This window comes from Gordonia crocea (genome assembly GCF_009932435.1).
GTDB lineage: Bacteria > Actinomycetota > Actinomycetes > Mycobacteriales > Mycobacteriaceae > Gordonia > Gordonia crocea.
The window spans coordinates 49,106-64,511 of record NZ_BJOU01000002.1; the positions used below are offsets into that span (position 1 = coordinate 49,106).

At 69.7% G+C, this 15,406-nt stretch carries 14 protein-coding genes; 7 read left to right on the forward strand and 7 right to left on the reverse strand.

Annotated features, from left to right (window positions below):
- Positions 1 to 3 precede the first annotated feature (3 nt).
- Entirely contained in the window at positions 4 to 1,245 is a 1,242-nt protein-coding gene (serB, locus tag nbrcactino_RS11890) for a phosphoserine phosphatase SerB (protein WP_161927774.1), read from the forward strand.
- 2 nt (positions 1,246 to 1,247) lie between these two features.
- Positions 1,248 to 1,997: a peptidyl-tRNA hydrolase gene (locus tag nbrcactino_RS11895; protein ID WP_161927775.1), complete on the forward strand. Its 750-nt coding sequence runs from the start codon at positions 1,248 to 1,250 to the stop codon at positions 1,995 to 1,997.
- Here nbrcactino_RS11895 and nbrcactino_RS11900 read toward each other — a convergent pair.
- The 3 genes from nbrcactino_RS11900 to nbrcactino_RS11910 all read right to left on the reverse strand — a co-directional run bounded on the left by nbrcactino_RS11900 (position 1,982) and on the right by nbrcactino_RS11910 (position 4,583).
- Complete coding sequence (locus nbrcactino_RS11900; RefSeq protein ID WP_161927776.1) at positions 1,982 to 2,719, reverse strand: DUF1906 domain-containing protein; 738 nt, start codon at positions 2,717 to 2,719, stop codon at positions 1,982 to 1,984. The two genes, nbrcactino_RS11895 and nbrcactino_RS11900, sit on opposite strands and share 16 nt — an antisense overlap.
- Positions 2,716 to 3,471, reverse strand: a complete 756-nt coding sequence (locus nbrcactino_RS11905) for a DUF1906 domain-containing protein (protein WP_161927777.1) — start codon at positions 3,469 to 3,471, stop codon at positions 2,716 to 2,718. The genes nbrcactino_RS11900 and nbrcactino_RS11905 overlap by 4 nt, the downstream gene beginning before the upstream one ends.
- A 98-nt stretch (positions 3,472 to 3,569) precedes the next feature.
- Positions 3,570 to 4,583: an LLM class flavin-dependent oxidoreductase gene (locus nbrcactino_RS11910; protein ID WP_161927778.1), complete on the reverse strand. Its 1,014-nt coding sequence runs from the start codon at positions 4,581 to 4,583 to the stop codon at positions 3,570 to 3,572.
- A gap of 64 nt (positions 4,584 to 4,647) precedes the next feature.
- Between nbrcactino_RS11910 and nbrcactino_RS11915 the strand changes: the two genes are divergently transcribed.
- Together nbrcactino_RS11915 and nbrcactino_RS11920 are read left to right on the forward strand one after the other, a co-directional pair.
- Positions 4,648 to 5,481, forward strand: coding sequence for an ABC transporter ATP-binding protein (locus nbrcactino_RS11915; RefSeq protein ID WP_161927779.1), 834 nt, complete (start codon positions 4,648 to 4,650; stop codon positions 5,479 to 5,481).
- Positions 5,482 to 5,567: 86 nt separating this feature from the next.
- Complete coding sequence (locus tag nbrcactino_RS11920) at positions 5,568 to 6,386, forward strand: NUDIX hydrolase (protein WP_161927780.1); 819 nt, start codon at positions 5,568 to 5,570, stop codon at positions 6,384 to 6,386.
- A 140-nt stretch (positions 6,387 to 6,526) separates the two neighbouring features.
- Here nbrcactino_RS11920 and nbrcactino_RS11925 read toward each other — a convergent pair whose 3' ends face one another.
- The 3 genes from nbrcactino_RS11925 to ligD form a co-directional block, all read right to left on the reverse strand.
- A complete protein-coding gene (locus nbrcactino_RS11925) occupies positions 6,527 to 7,858 on the reverse strand; it encodes an HNH endonuclease signature motif containing protein (RefSeq protein ID WP_161927781.1) in 1,332 nt (443 codons plus the stop codon).
- 623 nt (positions 7,859 to 8,481) lie between these two features.
- Positions 8,482 to 9,954, reverse strand: coding sequence for an NAD-dependent succinate-semialdehyde dehydrogenase (locus tag nbrcactino_RS11930; protein WP_161927782.1), 1,473 nt, complete (start codon positions 9,952 to 9,954; stop codon positions 8,482 to 8,484).
- A gap of 29 nt (positions 9,955 to 9,983) precedes the next feature.
- Positions 9,984 to 10,916 (reverse strand): non-homologous end-joining DNA ligase, encoded by a 933-nt coding sequence (ligD, locus tag nbrcactino_RS11935; RefSeq protein ID WP_161927783.1) that lies wholly within the window; start codon positions 10,914 to 10,916, stop codon positions 9,984 to 9,986.
- Positions 10,917 to 10,942: 26 nt separating this feature from the next.
- Here ligD and nbrcactino_RS11940 point away from each other — a divergent pair, with 26 nt between their 5' ends.
- From nbrcactino_RS11940 to nbrcactino_RS11950, 3 genes are read left to right on the forward strand one after another with little or no spacing between them, the layout of a single operon-like run.
- Positions 10,943 to 11,731: an enoyl-CoA hydratase/isomerase family protein gene (locus nbrcactino_RS11940; RefSeq protein ID WP_161927784.1), complete on the forward strand. Its 789-nt coding sequence runs from the start codon at positions 10,943 to 10,945 to the stop codon at positions 11,729 to 11,731.
- A gap of 40 nt (positions 11,732 to 11,771) precedes the next feature.
- On the forward strand, positions 11,772 to 12,746 hold the full coding sequence (locus nbrcactino_RS11945) for a methyltransferase domain-containing protein (RefSeq protein ID WP_161927785.1): 975 nt from the start codon (positions 11,772 to 11,774) through the stop codon (positions 12,744 to 12,746).
- Between the two features lie 22 nt (positions 12,747 to 12,768).
- Positions 12,769 to 13,965, forward strand: a complete 1,197-nt coding sequence (locus nbrcactino_RS11950; RefSeq protein WP_161927786.1) for a THUMP-like domain-containing protein — start codon at positions 12,769 to 12,771, stop codon at positions 13,963 to 13,965.
- A gap of 12 nt (positions 13,966 to 13,977) precedes the next feature.
- Here nbrcactino_RS11950 and nbrcactino_RS11955 read toward each other — a convergent pair whose 3' ends face one another.
- The gene (locus tag nbrcactino_RS11955; RefSeq protein ID WP_161927787.1) at positions 13,978 to 15,309 is read right to left on the reverse strand and encodes an outer membrane protein assembly factor BamB family protein; all 1,332 of its coding nucleotides are present in this window, start codon (positions 15,307 to 15,309) and stop codon (positions 13,978 to 13,980) included.
- Between the last annotated feature and the right edge of the window lie 97 nt (positions 15,310 to 15,406).

Sequence of the window (15,406 nt, forward strand, 5' to 3'; positions counted from 1 at the left end):
CGGGTGACGCGGCCGGGTACGCCCTCCGTACTCATCACGGTCAGCGGTCCCGACCGGCCCGGCGTCACGTCGGTGCTGATGGGGGTGCTGGCTCGGGCGGGGGTTGAGCTTCTCGACGTCGAGCAGGTCGTCATCCGGGGACGGTTGACCCTGGGCGTCCTGGTGGCGGCAGTCGACGACGTCGAAGAACTCACCGACCGCGTCGACGAGGCGTTGGCCGCCGTCGGGCTGATTGCCGCTGGCTTCGCCGTGCACGTCGAAGCCGGTGACAACGCCATCGCCGAGCCGCCGTCGACGCACGCCGTCGTCGTCCTCGGCAGTCCCGTGACCGCGCGCGCCTTCGAGTCGTTGGCCGCGGCACTCGCCGACCAGGGCGCCAACATCGATTCGATCCGCGGCGTCGCCGACTATCCGGTCACCGGCCTGGAACTCATGGTCAGCGCGCCGAGCGACACCCCGTTCGCCGACTCGGCGTTGCGCGAGGCGCTGGCCGGGGTGGCCGGCGAGCACGAGATCGACGTAGCGGTGGAGCGGGCCGGACTGGCGCGCCGCGCCAAGCGGCTCATCGTGTTCGACGTCGACTCCACGCTCATCCAGGGCGAGGTCATCGAGATGCTGGCCGCCAAGGCGGGTCGCGAGGCCGAGGTCGCGGCCGTCACCGAGTCGGCGATGCGCGGCGAGATCGACTTCGAGGAATCGCTGCACCGCCGGGTCGAGGCGTTGGCCGGGCTCGACGCCGGTGTGATCGACGAGGTCGCCGACGCGCTCGAACTCACCCCCGGTGCCCGCACCACGATCCGGACCCTGCGCCGCCTCGGCTACCACTGCGGTGTCGTGTCCGGCGGCTTCCGCCAGGTCATCGATTCGCTGGCCCATGATCTGAGCCTGGATTTCGTGCGGGCCAACACCCTGGAGATCGTCGACGGCAAGCTCACCGGTCGCGTCATCGGGGAGGTCGTGGACCGGCCCGGCAAGGCGCGTGCGTTGCGCGCGTTCGCCGCCGAGGCCGGCGTCCCGATGGAGCAGACGGTGGCCGTGGGCGACGGGGCCAACGACATCGACATGCTGGGCGCGGCGGGCTTGGGAATCGCCTTCAACGCCAAACCGGCCCTGCGCGAGGTCGCCGACACCGCGTTGAGCCATCCGTTCCTCGACGCCGTGCTGTTCATCCTCGGGGTGACCCGCGACGAGATCGAGGCCGCCGACGCGGTCGACGGCACGCTGCGGCGCGTCCCCCTCGACTAGGCATGTTCCTCGCGGCGAACCACGCCCGGCTCGTCGACGACCTCGACGCGCCCCACCGTGACGATCCGCCGGATCCGGCCCGTGTGTGGGCCATGCAGATGGCGTTGCGGGTGGAGAAGACCGCCCCGCCGGAGCGGGCCGCACTTCTCGTTGCAGCGGCCCGTTCGGTGGTGCTGCTGTGCCTCGACGAGCGATCGGCGCCCGGCGGTCCCTGGGCCGAGGCGATGGATGCGTGGTGCGACGCGCGGATCCGCAAAATCGCCCGACGGGCGCGCGGCGCCCAATGGGTTGGCGCCCAACAGGTGTGGGGGGTCACCGCCGAGTCGGACGGGCAGGCCGCGCGGGCCTTCGTCCCCACGATGGTCGGGGAGGTGGACCCCCGGGTCCGCAAGCTGCAGATCGAGGGCACCGACGTCGAGGGCGGGCTACCCGCTGAGCCGGATGACGATGCGGATACGGGGCTGACGCTGTGGGTGAACCCGACGCTGGACATGACCGTCGGCAAGACCGCGGCGCAGGTGGGGCACGCGGCGATGCTCGGGGTGGCGTTGCTCGACGTCGGTGAGACGCAGGCATGGTTTCAGCGGGGTTGTCCGTTGGCGGTGTGTGAGCCGTCGGTGCACCGGTGGCAGGAGTTGGTCGCGCAGGAGCGGCAGAGCGGTGCCGTCGCCGTGCGCGACGCCGGTTTCACCGAGATCGCACCCGGGTCGATGACCGTCGTCGCGACGCGCGAGGGCTACCAGCGCCCGTAGTTCGGTTGGCAGATGATGTTGCGGTCCACGCCGATCCCGGCGACCCGCTTCTCCCCGGGCAACTGGTGCAAATGGGCAAGGGGGTGCACCAAACCCTTGGGGGTGCCCCAGTCGTGTTGCCAGTACCAGGCGGCGAACCCGCCGGCGGCCGCCCAGGTGATTGTCGAAGCGTTGCCGTAGACGCCGGTGCGCGCCGGTCCGATGACGGACTGCCATCCGCGCAGGTAGGGCCCGATCTTGGTGATGAACTGCTCGAGCGAGGGGTTGGCGTCGATCGAGGCGTAGATCGGCGCGTGGGCGGGACCGCCGGCCGCGCGGTGCTTGGCCGCGCCGAGGCGTGCGTGGTGCACGCCGGCCCGGTAGCCGCCGAGCCAGTCGTTCTTCGCGTACTGGTAGCAGGAGACGATCGTCAGGCCGGCCCGGCGCAGTGCCCGCGCCTCGGTGGCGGTGATGGGTTTGGCCTTCATCCACCGGTCCACCGGCAGCCGCCCGGACACATAGCGGATGGCACCCAGGTAGCCCGCCGCGCGGATCGCCTGAGCCGGGGGGACCGCGGCGGAGTAGTCGCACAGCGAGCCGAAATCGGCGGAGCCGCTCGACGAGCCGAAGCCGCTCGATCCCGACGAGGAGTCGGCATGGGCGACCCCGGCGCCGAGGAGGCAGGCCGCGCCCAGACCGGCGGCGGCGGAGAGGAAGTCGCGCCGGTTGACCCCGTCCGTCATGACGAGCCCGATCCGGCCCATTGGCCGTAGTTCGGTTTGAGGATGGTGTTGACGTCGACCTCGACGCCGCCCACCCGTCGTTGGCCGGGAATCTGGTGCAGATGCGCCGCAGGGTGCAGATAGCCGCGCTTGGTGCCCCAGTCGTGCTGCCAGAACCAGGTCGCGAGTCCGGCGTCGATGGCCCAACCGATGGTGGGGGCGTTGGCGTAGATCCCGGTGCGGCGCAGGCCGATGATCGAGTGCCATCCCTTCAGGTAGGGGACGATCCTCGAGGTGAACTGGGCACGCGACGGGTTGTCGTCGATGGAGGCGTAGATCGGTGCGTCGCCCGGGCCGCCGGCCAGCGTGTGCAGCTCGACGGCACGGCGGGCGTGCTTGACCCCGCCGTCGTAGCCGCCGAGCCAGTCGGCGGTCTTGCCCTTGCCGAACTGGTAGTTCGACACCACGGTCAGCCCGAAGGCGCGCATGGCCAGCGATTCGGGGATGGTCAGCGGCTTGGCGAGCATGTTCTCCGCCCCTGGGCGGCGGTCGGAGACGTAGCGGATGACCCCGGCATGTCCGGCGGCGCGGATGGCCAGCGGCGAGGGGACACGGGCCGAATAGTCCAGCAGCGTCCCAAGGTTGGTGGCTGCGGGCAGCGACGGCGGCAGGGCCACGTCGGCGACGGCGTCCCCGGGGTGCAGGGTGGCGGTGGCACCGGCGAGCCCGGCGACCGCGGCCGCAGAGAAGAACTGGCGACGGCTGATCGGCATGTCACAACAGTAACTTTCGTAACACGCTGAGGTAAGGCGTCGTGACGGGATCGGAATCGCCCGTACACCGTCGGGAGAGGTTGGGTCGACGCGCGGTGTCAGGCCGGTGGGGCCAGATTGGCCAGCGTGTCGAACCAGGCGCGGCGGTCGGGGGCCAGCGACGCGACGATCAGTTCGTCGGCGTCGGCGTCGGCGGCGAACTCGCGCAGCCCGGCCACCGCCTCGTCGGGGGTCCCCACGACGGCCCGGCTCAGCATCGCGGCGACCTGGTGTCCGACCGGCGAGTCGACGAGGAGGTCGGCCTCGTCGTCGCTGAGGGGGCGGTGGTGGGCCAGGAGGTGCTTGATGCGCTGGCGCTGGGCGACGTGCAGTTGCTCGGCGGCGAACTCCGCGTCGTCGACGGCGATGACGCTCACCCCGGCGATGACATACGGCTCGGTCTCGCCGCCGTCCGGCAGGGGCGCGGGCCGGAACTCCTTGCGGTAGAGCGCAACCGCCTCGGTCAGCGCCTGCGGCGCGAAGTGTGAGGCGAAGGCGTAGGGGAGGCCCAGGGCGGCGGCGAGCTGCGCGCCGAAAAGCGACGAACCCAAGATGTAGAGGTCGACGTTGGTGCCGGCCCCGGGGGTGGCCCGTACCCCGGCGACGCGTGATTCGTCGCGCAGGTAGCCCTGCAGTTCCACCACGTCGCGCGGGAACTGCTCGGCCGCCTGATGGGTGCGGCGCAGGGCGGCGAAGGTGGCCTGGTCGCCGCCCGGTGCGCGCCCGAGGCCGAGGTCGATCCGGCCGGGGTGCAGTTCGGCGAGCGTGCCGTATTGCTCGGCGATCGTCAGCGGTGAATGGTTGGGCAGCATCACCCCACCCGCCCCGAGTCGGATGCGGGAGGTGTGGGCGGCCATGTGCGCGATCAGAACGGCCGGCGCGGCCGAGGCGATGGCCGACATGTTGTGGTGCTCGGCGTACCAGATGCGCCGGTAGCCGGTGGTATCGGCGAACTGCGCGAGGCGCGTCGAATGCGCGAGACTCTCGGCCACGGACTCGCCGGGGCCGACTTGGGCCAGGTCGAGCACGGACAGTGGGACGCCGATCGCGGATACGGAGCGGTCTGAGGGCATAGATGTTCCAGCGTTACGGCGAGCCCGGGTATTCCCGGCGGCGATCATCCGGCACGATGGTGGCGTGACCCTCGAAACCACCGATCCCGATCTCCTCATCGACTTCCGCGGCGTATCGCTGGTGCGCGACGGGAACACGTTGGTCGGTCCCGTCGATTGGCAGGTCGAGCTCGATGAGCGCTGGGTGATCCTCGGTCCGAATGGCGCGGGCAAGACCTCGCTGCTGTCGATGGCGGCGGCCCGCGTGCATCCGAGCGCCGGGGTGGCTTTCGTGTTGGGCGAGCGGTTGGGCCGGGTCGAGTTGCGCGAACTCACCACACGGGTGGGCATGACCGGTGGGCGCGAGGTGGAGCGGATCCCGGCCGACGAGGTCGTCGAGGACCTCGTCGTCTCCGCCGGCTACGCGGTCCTGGGGCGGTGGCGCGAGGACTACGGCGCGATGGACCGCGACCAGGCGCTGAACACCCTGGAGTCGCTGGGCGCCGAGCACCTGGCGCGCCGGACCTACGGCACGCTGTCGGAGGGGGAGCGCAAGCGGGTCCAGATCGCCCGGGCGCTGATGACCGATCCGGAACTGCTGCTGCTCGACGAGCCCGCAGCTGGATTGGACCTCGGTGGCCGAGAAGAGCTCGTCGACCGGCTCGGCCGCCTGGCCGCCGACCCGGACGCCCCGGCGCTGGTCCTGATCACCCACCACCCCGAGGAGATCCCGCCCGGGTTCAGCCACGCCATGCTGCTCTCGCACGGCGGCGTAGTCGCGCAAGGCCTGCTCGACGACGTGATGACCGCCGCCAATCTGACGGAGGCCTTCCAGCAGCAGATCGCGCTCGACGTGATCGACGGCCGCTACTTCGCCCGTCGCGCCCGCCGAGCTGGGGGCCACCGCCGGGCCGAATAGTCCGGTAGCGACTAACCCGGTCCAGGCGGCCCCTGCCCGGACGGCCCCGGCCTGGTGCTCGGCCCTGCGCGGTAACGTGAGGTCTCATGACTGAGAACGCAGCCCCCGCACCGTTGCGCGACGCGTCGACGGTGGTCTTGGTCCGCGACGGCGCGGACGGTATCGACGTCTTCCTCCAACGGCGGGTCAAGCAGATGGCCTTCGCCGGCGGCATGACCGTCTTCCCCGGCGGCGGCGTGGACGAGCGCGACGCCGACGCCGACCTCGCCTGGGTCGGCCCGGATGCGCAGTGGTGGGCGGACAGCTTTTCGACGTCGGTGACCGGGGCGCAGGAACTGGTGTGCGCGGCGGTCCGCGAAACCTTCGAGGAGTGCGGCGTCTTGCTGGTCACCCACCTCGACGGGGCGGCCCCCGACGTCGCGGGCCTGATGCCGGCGCGCGCCAAGCTGGAGAGCCGGGAGCTGTCGCTGGCCCAGTTCCTGCGCGACAACGACCTGGCGCTGCGCGCGGACCTGCTGCGGCCGTTGGCGCACTGGATCACCCCGAAGATCGAGAAGCGTCGCTACGACACCCGGTTCTTCCTCGCCGAGCTGCCGGCCGGACAAGATGCCGACGCCGAGACCTCGGAAGTGGAGACGGCGCAGTGGTATTCGGCGTCGGCGGCTCTGGTCGACTGGTCGGCCGGCAAGCACTTCCTCTTGCCGCCCACGTGGACGCAGCTGCGTGAACTGGCCGCCTACGACACGGTGGAGGCGTTGTTCGCTGCGCAGCGAGAGATCAAGCCGATCGAGCCAGGGACCCCCAACGACGACTTCGAGGGGCTGCGGTTCGCGCATGCCGACGAATACTTTGCGTCGATGAACGACCAGGCGCGCGAGCTGTTCTTCCGCGGCGCGAGCGGCTAGTGCCGGGGTTGGTCGGGGCCGTTCATGCACCCGGCATGGTTGCCGGTGTAGTGGACCGGCCCCGACCGGGGCCGTTTTTCGCTATGGAGTTCTCAAGGTACGTGCGCAGCCCCTGGGGAGCCGCTCTCATCGGGCCGGGTTTAAGCCGCGGCGTGGTTGGCGAGGGTGAGGGTGCGTCGGTTATGGCAGCGGATCCAGTCACCTCCTTCGGGACTCTGGAACCAGGGGTGTCCGTCGAACCCGATCTGGATGTTCCAGCCTTTGCCGTGGACATAGGTGTGGTGATGCAAGCTGCACAGCAGGACGGTGTTCTTGAGGTTCGTCTCCCCACCGTCGGCCCAATGCTGAATATGGTGACCTTCACACCACGACGGTGGTCTGCCGCAGCCGGGGAACTGGCAACCACCGTCGCGGGCCTCGAGTGCTTTGCGCAGGGTGCCGGTGACGAATCGTTGGGTGCGTTTGGCGTCCAACGGCACCGAGTCCGCGGTGATCAACGCGGTGACTTCGCTACTGCCGCAGGCGATCTCACGGGCTGTCTCGGCTGATACCGAGCCGGTGAATCCCAGGCGTGCGACCCGCGACGTGGACACACTGCCACCCTCATTGCCGAGGAGTGTCGGTAGCGGGACGGTCATAGTGATGTGCGGGACGATTCCGCCCACCGTCGGACGGTTCCGTGAAGCAAGGTAGCTGCTGATCATGGCGACCAGGGCATCAGCGGTGCGTTGGGACCGGGGACGCGGATCCGGGGAACCGTCGGGTGCCGGGATGGGCTTCGCCAGGGCATCCAGCGCGGTGTGGAGTTTCTCCCCGGACAGCTGATCGAGGTCCGCTTCGAGGGTCACCCGCCCTTCATCGGTGCGGCTGATCGACGCCTGGTTCAAGGACGGGTTGTCGGCCGGTGGTGTGCTGGGTGGATCCAGGGGCGCCAACTCGTGGCCGAGTTCGCGGGCTTTCTCCATCACTTGGGCGGGTTGATCGATGCGGGCGTGCGCCAGCAATGTGGTGGCGGTCTTCGCCCGCACGTTGTCGAAACCATCGGCACCCATGCGGGTGGCGATGTGGTCGAGACCGCGGATGACCGCATCGGCATGGTCAACGGTGAGGTCGCCGTCGCGGACCTCGCGGACCAGGTTCGGCAGATCATCCAAGTGCTGGGCCAACCGAGCCACCCGGTTGACGGTGGCCGGCGTCAACGGTAACTCCCGCAAGAGGTCTCGCCCGTTCTTCAACCGATTCCGAACCGGGATACCGATGGCCTCGGCGCGAGCTGTCGCGGCGGCCAACAAGTAGGAGGCGATATTGCCCATCCGTACCGCGGTGACCATCACCCCCAGCACGGCGTTGTCGTCAGCAATCGCTTCCGCCGACGACAACAACGCCCCCAGACCCGCACCACTGGACACCGCCGTCGGCGCCAGGTCGTCGGCCACGTCGGTGACGAATGCGGCGAGTTCGTCGTGGTTCATGTGACCCCCAGGCCCGGGTTCGCATCGTGTTGCGCGAACTCGTAGTAGCAAATGTGTGCTGATGTCCTTCTATCTATATCTTACACTAGATCAGGGGTCTGACAACCACTAATTCATGGTTTTACCTGCAGAGATGATGCGACACAGCCTCGCCGCCAGGGGTGTCCATAGCGCGTATGTGTCCTTTGTTAAGAGGTGTGGTGGGACACGCGCCGCGGTTGGCCGTGACAGCGCCCCGTGGCGGGTGCCCGGTACTGGGTCGAGGGGGTCGATGGGATGGTCGACCGGTCGTGCGGGCCGGTGGGGTGCCCGCATAAGGCATCGCGTTCTCGTGAGCGCAGGGTGGGGTGGGCGCAACTCCGGTGCGCACCGCGAACCGGGCCGGCCCGCACAGTCGCCGACCACCCGAATCTGGATTGTGCAGTATTGCATCCCGCCGTCGACGACCACTCCCGCACATCGCCCGTACCGACTCCAGACCAACGGGAAGGTCGAACGGATCAACCGCAACCCTGCAAGCGGAAGGGGCAGGCCTACGCCCCCCTGCACCAGCTACGCCAAACGCTTCGCAGCATTCCCCGACTCGCCCGCCACCCGCGGACCCAGCCTGGCGGGCAATACAACTAGTGCGGCAGTGGCGTCGGGGGGAGGGCGATGTATTTGGTGTTCAGGTATTCCGCGATGCCCTCGTACCCGCCCTCCGAGCCGAGGCCGGACTGTTTGATCCCGCCGAATGGCGCCGCCGGGTCCGAGATGACGCCGCGGTTGACCCCGACCATGCCGGCCTGAAGGGCGCGCGAGACGCGCTGGATCCGGTCGAGGCGGGTGGCATAGAAATAGGCGGCCAGGCCGTACTCGGTCGCGTTGGCCAGGGCGATGCCCTGCTCCTCGTCGTCGAAGGCCACCACCGTGGCCACCGGGCCGAAGACCTCCTCGCGCAGGATTGTGCTGTCGGGGGCGATGTCGTCGAGCACCGTCGGCGCGTAGAAGAACCCGGGGCCCGCCACGGCGGCACCGCCGGTGCGCAGCCGTGCCCCGCCGGCCACCGCGTCGTCGACGAGGGCTGCGAGCCGATCGCGTTGACGCGCGTTGATGATGGGGCCGAGTCGGCTGCCGTCCTCCCATCCCGGGCCCACGGTGTAGTCGGCGATCGCCGCGGTGAGTCGCTCGGTGAACTCGTCGGCCACCGGTCGCTGGACCAGGATGCGGTTGGCCGCGGTACAGGCCTCACCGCCGTTGCGCATCTTGGCCGCCAGCGCACCGTCGACCGCCGCATCGAGATCGGCGTCGTCGAAGACCAGCAGCGGGGCGTTGCCGCCGAGCTCCATCGAGGTGCGCAACACCTGGTCGGCGGATTGGGCGATCAGGGTGGAGCCGACCCGGGTGGATCCGGTGAACGAGATCTTGCGCAGCCGCGGATCGGCCATCAACGCGGCCACGGTGCCGGCCGCGTCCATCGTCGGCAGCACCGACAAGACGCCGGCGGGCAGCCCGGCCTCGGCGAAGACGGCGGCCAACAATTGCATGGTCAGCGGGGTGTCCTCGGCCGGTTTGACGATCATCGGACACCCGGCGGCCAGGGCCGGCCCGATCTTGCGCGTCCCCATGGCCAGCGGAAAGTTCCACGGCGTGATCGCCAGGCAAATCCCCACCGGTTCCTTGGTCACCACGATTTCACCGGTGCCCGCCGGGGCGGTGGTCACCCGGCCGTTGATGCGGACCGCCTCCTCGGAGAACCAGCGCAGGAACTCCGCGCCGTACGCCACCTCGCCCAGGCTGTCGGCCAGCGGCTTGCCCATCTCCAGCGTCATCAACAGCGCGAAGTCGTCCTTGCGTTGGGTGACCAACTCGAAGGCGCGGCGCAGGATTTCGGCCCGGATGCGCGGCGCGGTGGCGGCCCACTCATCGGCAACCGCCGCCGCGCTGGTCAGGGCGGCGTCGGCGTCAGTCGCACCCGCGTCGGCCACCTGTGCCAGCACCTCGCCGGTTGCCGGGTTGAGCACGTCGAACTCCCGGCCCGACGCCGCCGGGCGGGATTGCCCGTCGATCCACAGCCCGGTCGGGACCGAGTCGATGAGGGTGTCGAAAGAAGGCATGGGATTCCTCTCCAAAGCGGGTTTCGGGGTCAGTCCAGTCCGTCGCGGTCGGCCCATTGCAGCAAGGTGTCGAGGCGGTGTGCGGTGTCGTCGATCGTCGCGGTCAGGTCGCCGATCTCGGCGAAGCGGGCGGGCATCGTGGCGATGGTGAAATCGTCGGGGACGATCTGGTCGATCTCGGCCCAGGTGATCGGCGCCGAAACCGTGGCGCGCGGGTTGCCCCGCACCGAGTAGGCCGCGGCCATGGTGTGGTCGCGGGTGTTCTGGTTGAAGTCGATGAAGACCGACGAGGGGTCGCGGTCCTTGCGCCACCACGTCGTCGTCGCCTCGCCGGGCATCCGGCGTGCCACCTCGCGGCCGAAGGCGAGGGCGGCGCGGCGCACGTCGGTGAACCCCCACTCCGGCTCGATGCGCACATAGACGTGCAGTCCGTGTCCGCCCGAGGTCTTGGGGTAGCCGCGGATGCCGAGCTCGTCGAGGACCTCGTGCACCCCGGCCGCCACCCGGCGCACGCGCGGAAACGGGCAGTCGGGCATGGGATCCAAGTCGATCCGCCACTCGTCGGGCTTCTCCACGTCGAATCGCCGGGAGTTCCACGGGTGGAACTCGACGGTGGACATCTGCACGGCCCACAGCACGTCGGACACCGATGTCACGCACAACTCGTCGGCGGTGCGGCCATAGCGGGGGAAGAAGATCTCCACGGTCTCGACCCAGTCGGGGGCGCCGCCCGGCAGGCGCTTCTGATGGACCTTGGGGCCATCGACGCCGCTGGGGAAGCGGTGCAGCATGGTGGGCCGGTCGCGCAGCCCCCGGACGATGCCGTCGGCCACCGACAGGTAGTACCGGGCGAGGTCGAGTTTGGTCTCGCCCCGCTCGGGGAAGTAGACGCGGTCGGGACTGGACAGTTCCACCACCCGGCCGTCGGCCTCGAGAGGCACCCGGTCGCCGCGCTGAGCCACGCAGCCCAGCGTATAGGGTGGACGGCATGGCTGAGTTCGTCACTCTTGAAACCTCCGAAGACCACCCCGGGGTCGGCACGATCCTGCTGAACCGCCCGCCGATGAACGCGCTGAACCGCCAGGTCCAGGTCGAGCTCCTGGCCGCGGCGGAGGAGGCGTCGACGCGCGACGACATCAAGGCGGTTGTCGTCTACGGCGGTCCCAAGGTGCTGGCCGCCGGTGCCGACATCAAAGAGATGAACGACATGACCTATGCCGAGATGAGCAAGGTCGCCGGACGCCTGCAGGACGGATTGGGCGCCATCGCCACGATTCCGAAGCCCACCGTCGCCGCCATCACCGGCTACGCCCTGGGCGGTGGCTTGGAAGTGGTGCTCGGCGCCGATCGCCGGATCGCAGGTGACAACGCCAAGCTCGGCGTGCCCGAGGTTCTGCTCGGCGTCATCCCCGGTGGCGGCGGAACCCAGCGCCTGGCGCGCCTGGTCGGGCCGGCCAAGGCCAAAGACATGATCTTCACCGGCCGATTCGTCGGTGCCGAGGAGGCGCTGTCGATCGGTTTGGTCGATGAGGTGGTCGCCCCCGACGAGGTCTACAACGCCGCGCTCAAATGGGCGGATCAGTTCGCGAACGCCGCGTCAGCGGCCCTCGCCGCGGGCAAGGCCGCGGTGGACCGCGGGTTGGAAACCGACCTGGCCACCGGCCTGGCGATCGAGGCCCAGCTTTTCGCCGGACTCTTTGCCACCGAGGACCGCACGATCGGGATGAATTCCTTCGTCGAGAACGGCCCTGGAAAGGCTAAGTTTACCGGCCGGTAGGATGACCCGGAACACAGTTCCCACCCTCCACGGAGACATCATGACGACCAACACCCCCGGAACCGATCCGGCGCCGAACCCGCACGCCACCGAGGAGCAGGTCAAGGCCGCCCTGGAGGACACCAAGCTCGCCCAGGTGCTCTACCACGACTGGGAGGCCGAGACCTACGACGACAAGTGGTCGATCTCCTACGACGAGCGCTGCATCGACTACGCGCGCGGACGGTTCGACGCGATCGTCCCCGACGCGAAGCTGCCCTACGAGCGGGCGATGGAACTGGGCTGCGGCACCGGCTTCTTCCTGTTGAACCTGATGCAGTCGGGCGTGGCGAAGAAGGGGTCGGTCACCGACCTGTCCCCGGGCATGGTGAAGGTTGCGCTGCGCAACGCGGAGAACCTCGGCCTCGACGTCGACGGCCGGGTCGCCGACGCGGAGAAGATCCCCTATGAGGACAACACCTTCGACCTCGTCGTCGGGCACGCGGTGCTGCACCACATCCCCGACGTCGAGCTGTCGCTGCGCGAGGTGCTGCGCGTGCTCAAGCCGGGCGGCCGGTTCGTGTTCGCCGGCGAGCCGTCGACGATCGGCGACTTCTATGCCCGCTGGCTGTCCCGCGCCACCTGGTACGCGACGACCAACCTGACGCGTCTGGCCCCGCTCAACGACTGGCGCCGCCCGCAGGAGGAGCTCGACGAGTCCTCGCGCGCCGCCGCCCTGGAAGCCGTGGTGGACATCCACACCTTCGACCCCGACGACCTCGCCGGCATCGCCCGCAAGGCGGGTGCGGCCAAGGTCGAGACCGCGACCGAGGAGTTCGCCGCGGCGATGCTCGGCTGGCCGGTGCGGACCTTCGAGGCTGCCGTGCCGCCGGAGAAGCTCGGCTGGGGCTGGGCGCGGTTCGCGTTCGGCGGATGGAAGCGCCTGAGCTGGCTCGACGAGAAGGTGCTGCGCAAGGTCGTGCCGCCGAAGTTCTTCTACAACGTGATGGTGACCGGCACCAAGCCGGCCGCTTGAGCACAGTCGCCCGCCCACGCCCGTGATCGCCGTCGAAGACGTCGCCTTTCTGCGTTCGCGACACGGGGCCAAGGCGTTGGAAAACGCTGCGGCGCTCGAGTTGACGCCGAGCACCCTGATCGCCGATCTCGCCGAACTGCGCAGCCGCTACGGCAGTCGCGCCCCGGCCCTGGTGGAGACTGTCCGTTGTCGTCGCCGCGCGGTGGGACGGCTGCGCGACCCGGAGCACTGGTTGCTCACCGACGTTGCGCTGCAACAGGCGACCGCCGGGGTCGTCGCCGCCCGACGGGCCGCCGAGATCGCGGCCCGGTTCAGCGGCGCGGTGGTCCACGACGTGACCTGCTCGATCGGCGCGGAGCTGGTCGAGTTGGCCGACAACGGGGGCATCGGCGCGATCATCGGCTCCGACCTCGATCCGGTCCGCCTGGCGATGGCCGCCCACAATGTCACCGGAGCGACGCTGCTACGGGCCGATGCGCTCACCCCGACGTCGACTGCCGACGTGCTGATCGCCGATCCGGCGCGCCGCAGCAGCTCCGGTACCCGCTCGTTCCGACCCGATGACTTCTCACCGCCGCTGCTCGACGTTCTGACCACTTACGCCGGGCGCCCGCTCGCGGTGAAGACGGCGCCGGGCATCGACTACGGGACGCTGCGGGCGCGATACGGGTTCGACGGACAGGTCCAGATCACCTCGCTCGACGGCGGGGTGCGCGAGGCCTGCCTGTGGACCGAGCTCGACGACGGGGTGCGCCAGCGCGCGACCGTCCTGCGGGTCGTCGAGGGCGCGCTGCGCGTCGAGGAGGTCACCGACCTCGAGTCCGACGATGTCGGCGTCGGGCCGGCCGGCACGTGGATCGTCGACCCCGACGGCGCGATCGTGCGCGCCGGACTGGTCCGGCACTGGGCCCACCGCCACGGGCTGTGGCAGCTCGACCCGAAGATCGCCTACCTGACCGGTGATGCGGTACCGCCGGGGGAGCGCGGTTTCGCGGTACTCGAGCAGTTGCCGTTGAAGGAGAAGATGCTGCGCAAGGCCCTGGCTTCGCGCGACTGCGGCAGCCTGGAGATCCTGGTGCGCGGCGTCGACGTCGATCCCGATGAACTCCGGAAGCGGTTGCGGCTCAAGGGATCTACGCCGTTGGCGATGGTCGTCACCCGGATTGGAACCCGTGCGGTGGCTTTCCTCTGCGAACCCGGCTGGCGACGCCCGGCCTGAATCGGACCGGCGTCAGCGGCCGATCTCGGACTTGGAGTCGAAGAAGTACACCTTGCCGATGTTGGTCGCCACCGCGACCTGTCCCTTCGGCGACACCGCCACGCCGGTGGTGAACCCCTTGGCGTCCGGCAGCGGCAGGCTGCGCAGCGTCTTGCCATCGGCGGCGGAGACCTCGGTCAGTGCCAACCCGTCGTCGTCGGTGCGCACGACGGTCCAGGCGGTGTTCGCGTTGGTCAGCGTCGACAGGCTGGTGGTCTTCAGGTCGTCGCGGCGCCAGACCTGCTCGGCGCGGTCGCCGCGGTCGGCGATCATGCGCAGCGGGCCGCCCAACGGGCCGGTGGGGATGATGCGGCCGTCGGGTGTCGCGGTCAGCGTCGCGAATCCCGGGTCGCCGTAGTCGAAGGTCCACTTGGTCTTGCCGGTGTCGGCGTGCAGGGCGACGAGTTGGCCGATGCGGCTGAACGCGTAGACGGTCTTGCCGTCGGCGGACACCGAGGCGGGGCCGACGACGCCGCCGGGGATGTTCGCGTGCCAGGCCTCGCGGACCTGTCGTTTACCGTCGACCTGGCCGTAGTCGAGGGCCCGGATCTGAGAGGCGATCGCGCCCTGCGGCCAGAAGTTCAGGTAGATGCGCTCGGCGTTGATGTCGACGGCGGGGGGTGCGGGGATGCCGCAGCGCGGCCCGCTGGTGACGCAATCGCCGAATCCGTCCATCGCGTTGTCCGGGTTGGCATCGGCGCGCAGGCGCACCTCGGGGGCGGCGAAGGTGGAGTCCTGCGTGTTGAGCAGGAGGATCTGTCCCTGCGTCGTCGCGACGAGGACTACCGAGGGGGCGACGAACTTCGCCGACGTCGGGACGCCGATGACGGGCATGCGCCAGCGGATGGCGCCGCCGGCGGTCCAGGCGAGGAAGGTGGTCTCCTCGCCGACGTAGGTCTGGTCGAACTGGTCGATGAGCGGCGACTGCACTTCGATGCCCGGGCGCATCCGCTTGCAGTAGTTCACCCGGCCGGCGCGCTGGTCGAGCACCATCCAGTTGCAGCCGTTGGCGGTGTTCGCGGTGACGCTGACGTTGGACTGGTTGGAGATCGTCAGCGGGCTGGTGACCGGCCCGCCGGTGGGGCGGGTCCAGCTCAGGGCGAGGTCGCCCGGGATGTCGGGGTAGGCGAAGTTCGTGTTGCCGGCATTGCCGCCGAAGCTCGACCAGCCGGGGCTGGCGAGCGATTTCACGTTGACCTGGCCGTCGGAGCACGAGACGAGCGCGGCGGCGGCCACCGCCGCGGTGACGACGGCGCCTGCCGTGCGGACGGCCCGGACCACGGTTCCGCGGACGGCTCGCGACATCAAGGGACTCCTTCGCGTGACTGGTCGGTGCTCGACGGTGATCGAGGCAAACCGGCTTGCCCAGTGAGCCTATCGTGTCCGATTTTCGGCTCTACTA

What these genes read in the sequence shown, in the direction of transcription:
- nbrcactino_RS11905 (WP_161927777.1), bottom strand. Translation starts at nt 3,471, where the DNA reads ATGCCGATCAGCCGTCGCCAGTTCTTCTCTGCGGCCGCGGTCGCCGGG.
- nbrcactino_RS11955 (WP_161927787.1), bottom strand. Translation starts at nt 15,309, where the DNA reads ATGTCGCGAGCCGTCCGCGGAACCGTGGTCCGGGCCGTCCGCACGGCA.
- nbrcactino_RS11900 (WP_161927776.1), bottom strand. Translation starts at nt 2,719, where the DNA reads ATGACGGACGGGGTCAACCGGCGCGACTTCCTCTCCGCCGCCGCCGGT.
- nbrcactino_RS11920 (WP_161927780.1), top strand. Translation starts at nt 5,568, where the DNA reads ATGACTGAGAACGCAGCCCCCGCACCGTTGCGCGACGCGTCGACGGTG.
- nbrcactino_RS11925 (WP_161927781.1), bottom strand. Translation starts at nt 7,858, where the DNA reads ATGAACCACGACGAACTCGCCGCATTCGTCACCGACGTGGCCGACGAC.
- nbrcactino_RS11895 (WP_161927775.1), top strand. Translation starts at nt 1,248, where the DNA reads ATGTTCCTCGCGGCGAACCACGCCCGGCTCGTCGACGACCTCGACGCG.
- nbrcactino_RS11940 (WP_161927784.1), top strand. Translation starts at nt 10,943, where the DNA reads ATGGCTGAGTTCGTCACTCTTGAAACCTCCGAAGACCACCCCGGGGTC.
- nbrcactino_RS11930 (WP_161927782.1), bottom strand. Translation starts at nt 9,954, where the DNA reads ATGCCTTCTTTCGACACCCTCATCGACTCGGTCCCGACCGGGCTGTGG.
- nbrcactino_RS11910 (WP_161927778.1), bottom strand. Translation starts at nt 4,583, where the DNA reads ATGCCCTCAGACCGCTCCGTATCCGCGATCGGCGTCCCACTGTCCGTG.
- nbrcactino_RS11945 (WP_161927785.1), top strand. Translation starts at nt 11,772, where the DNA reads ATGACGACCAACACCCCCGGAACCGATCCGGCGCCGAACCCGCACGCC.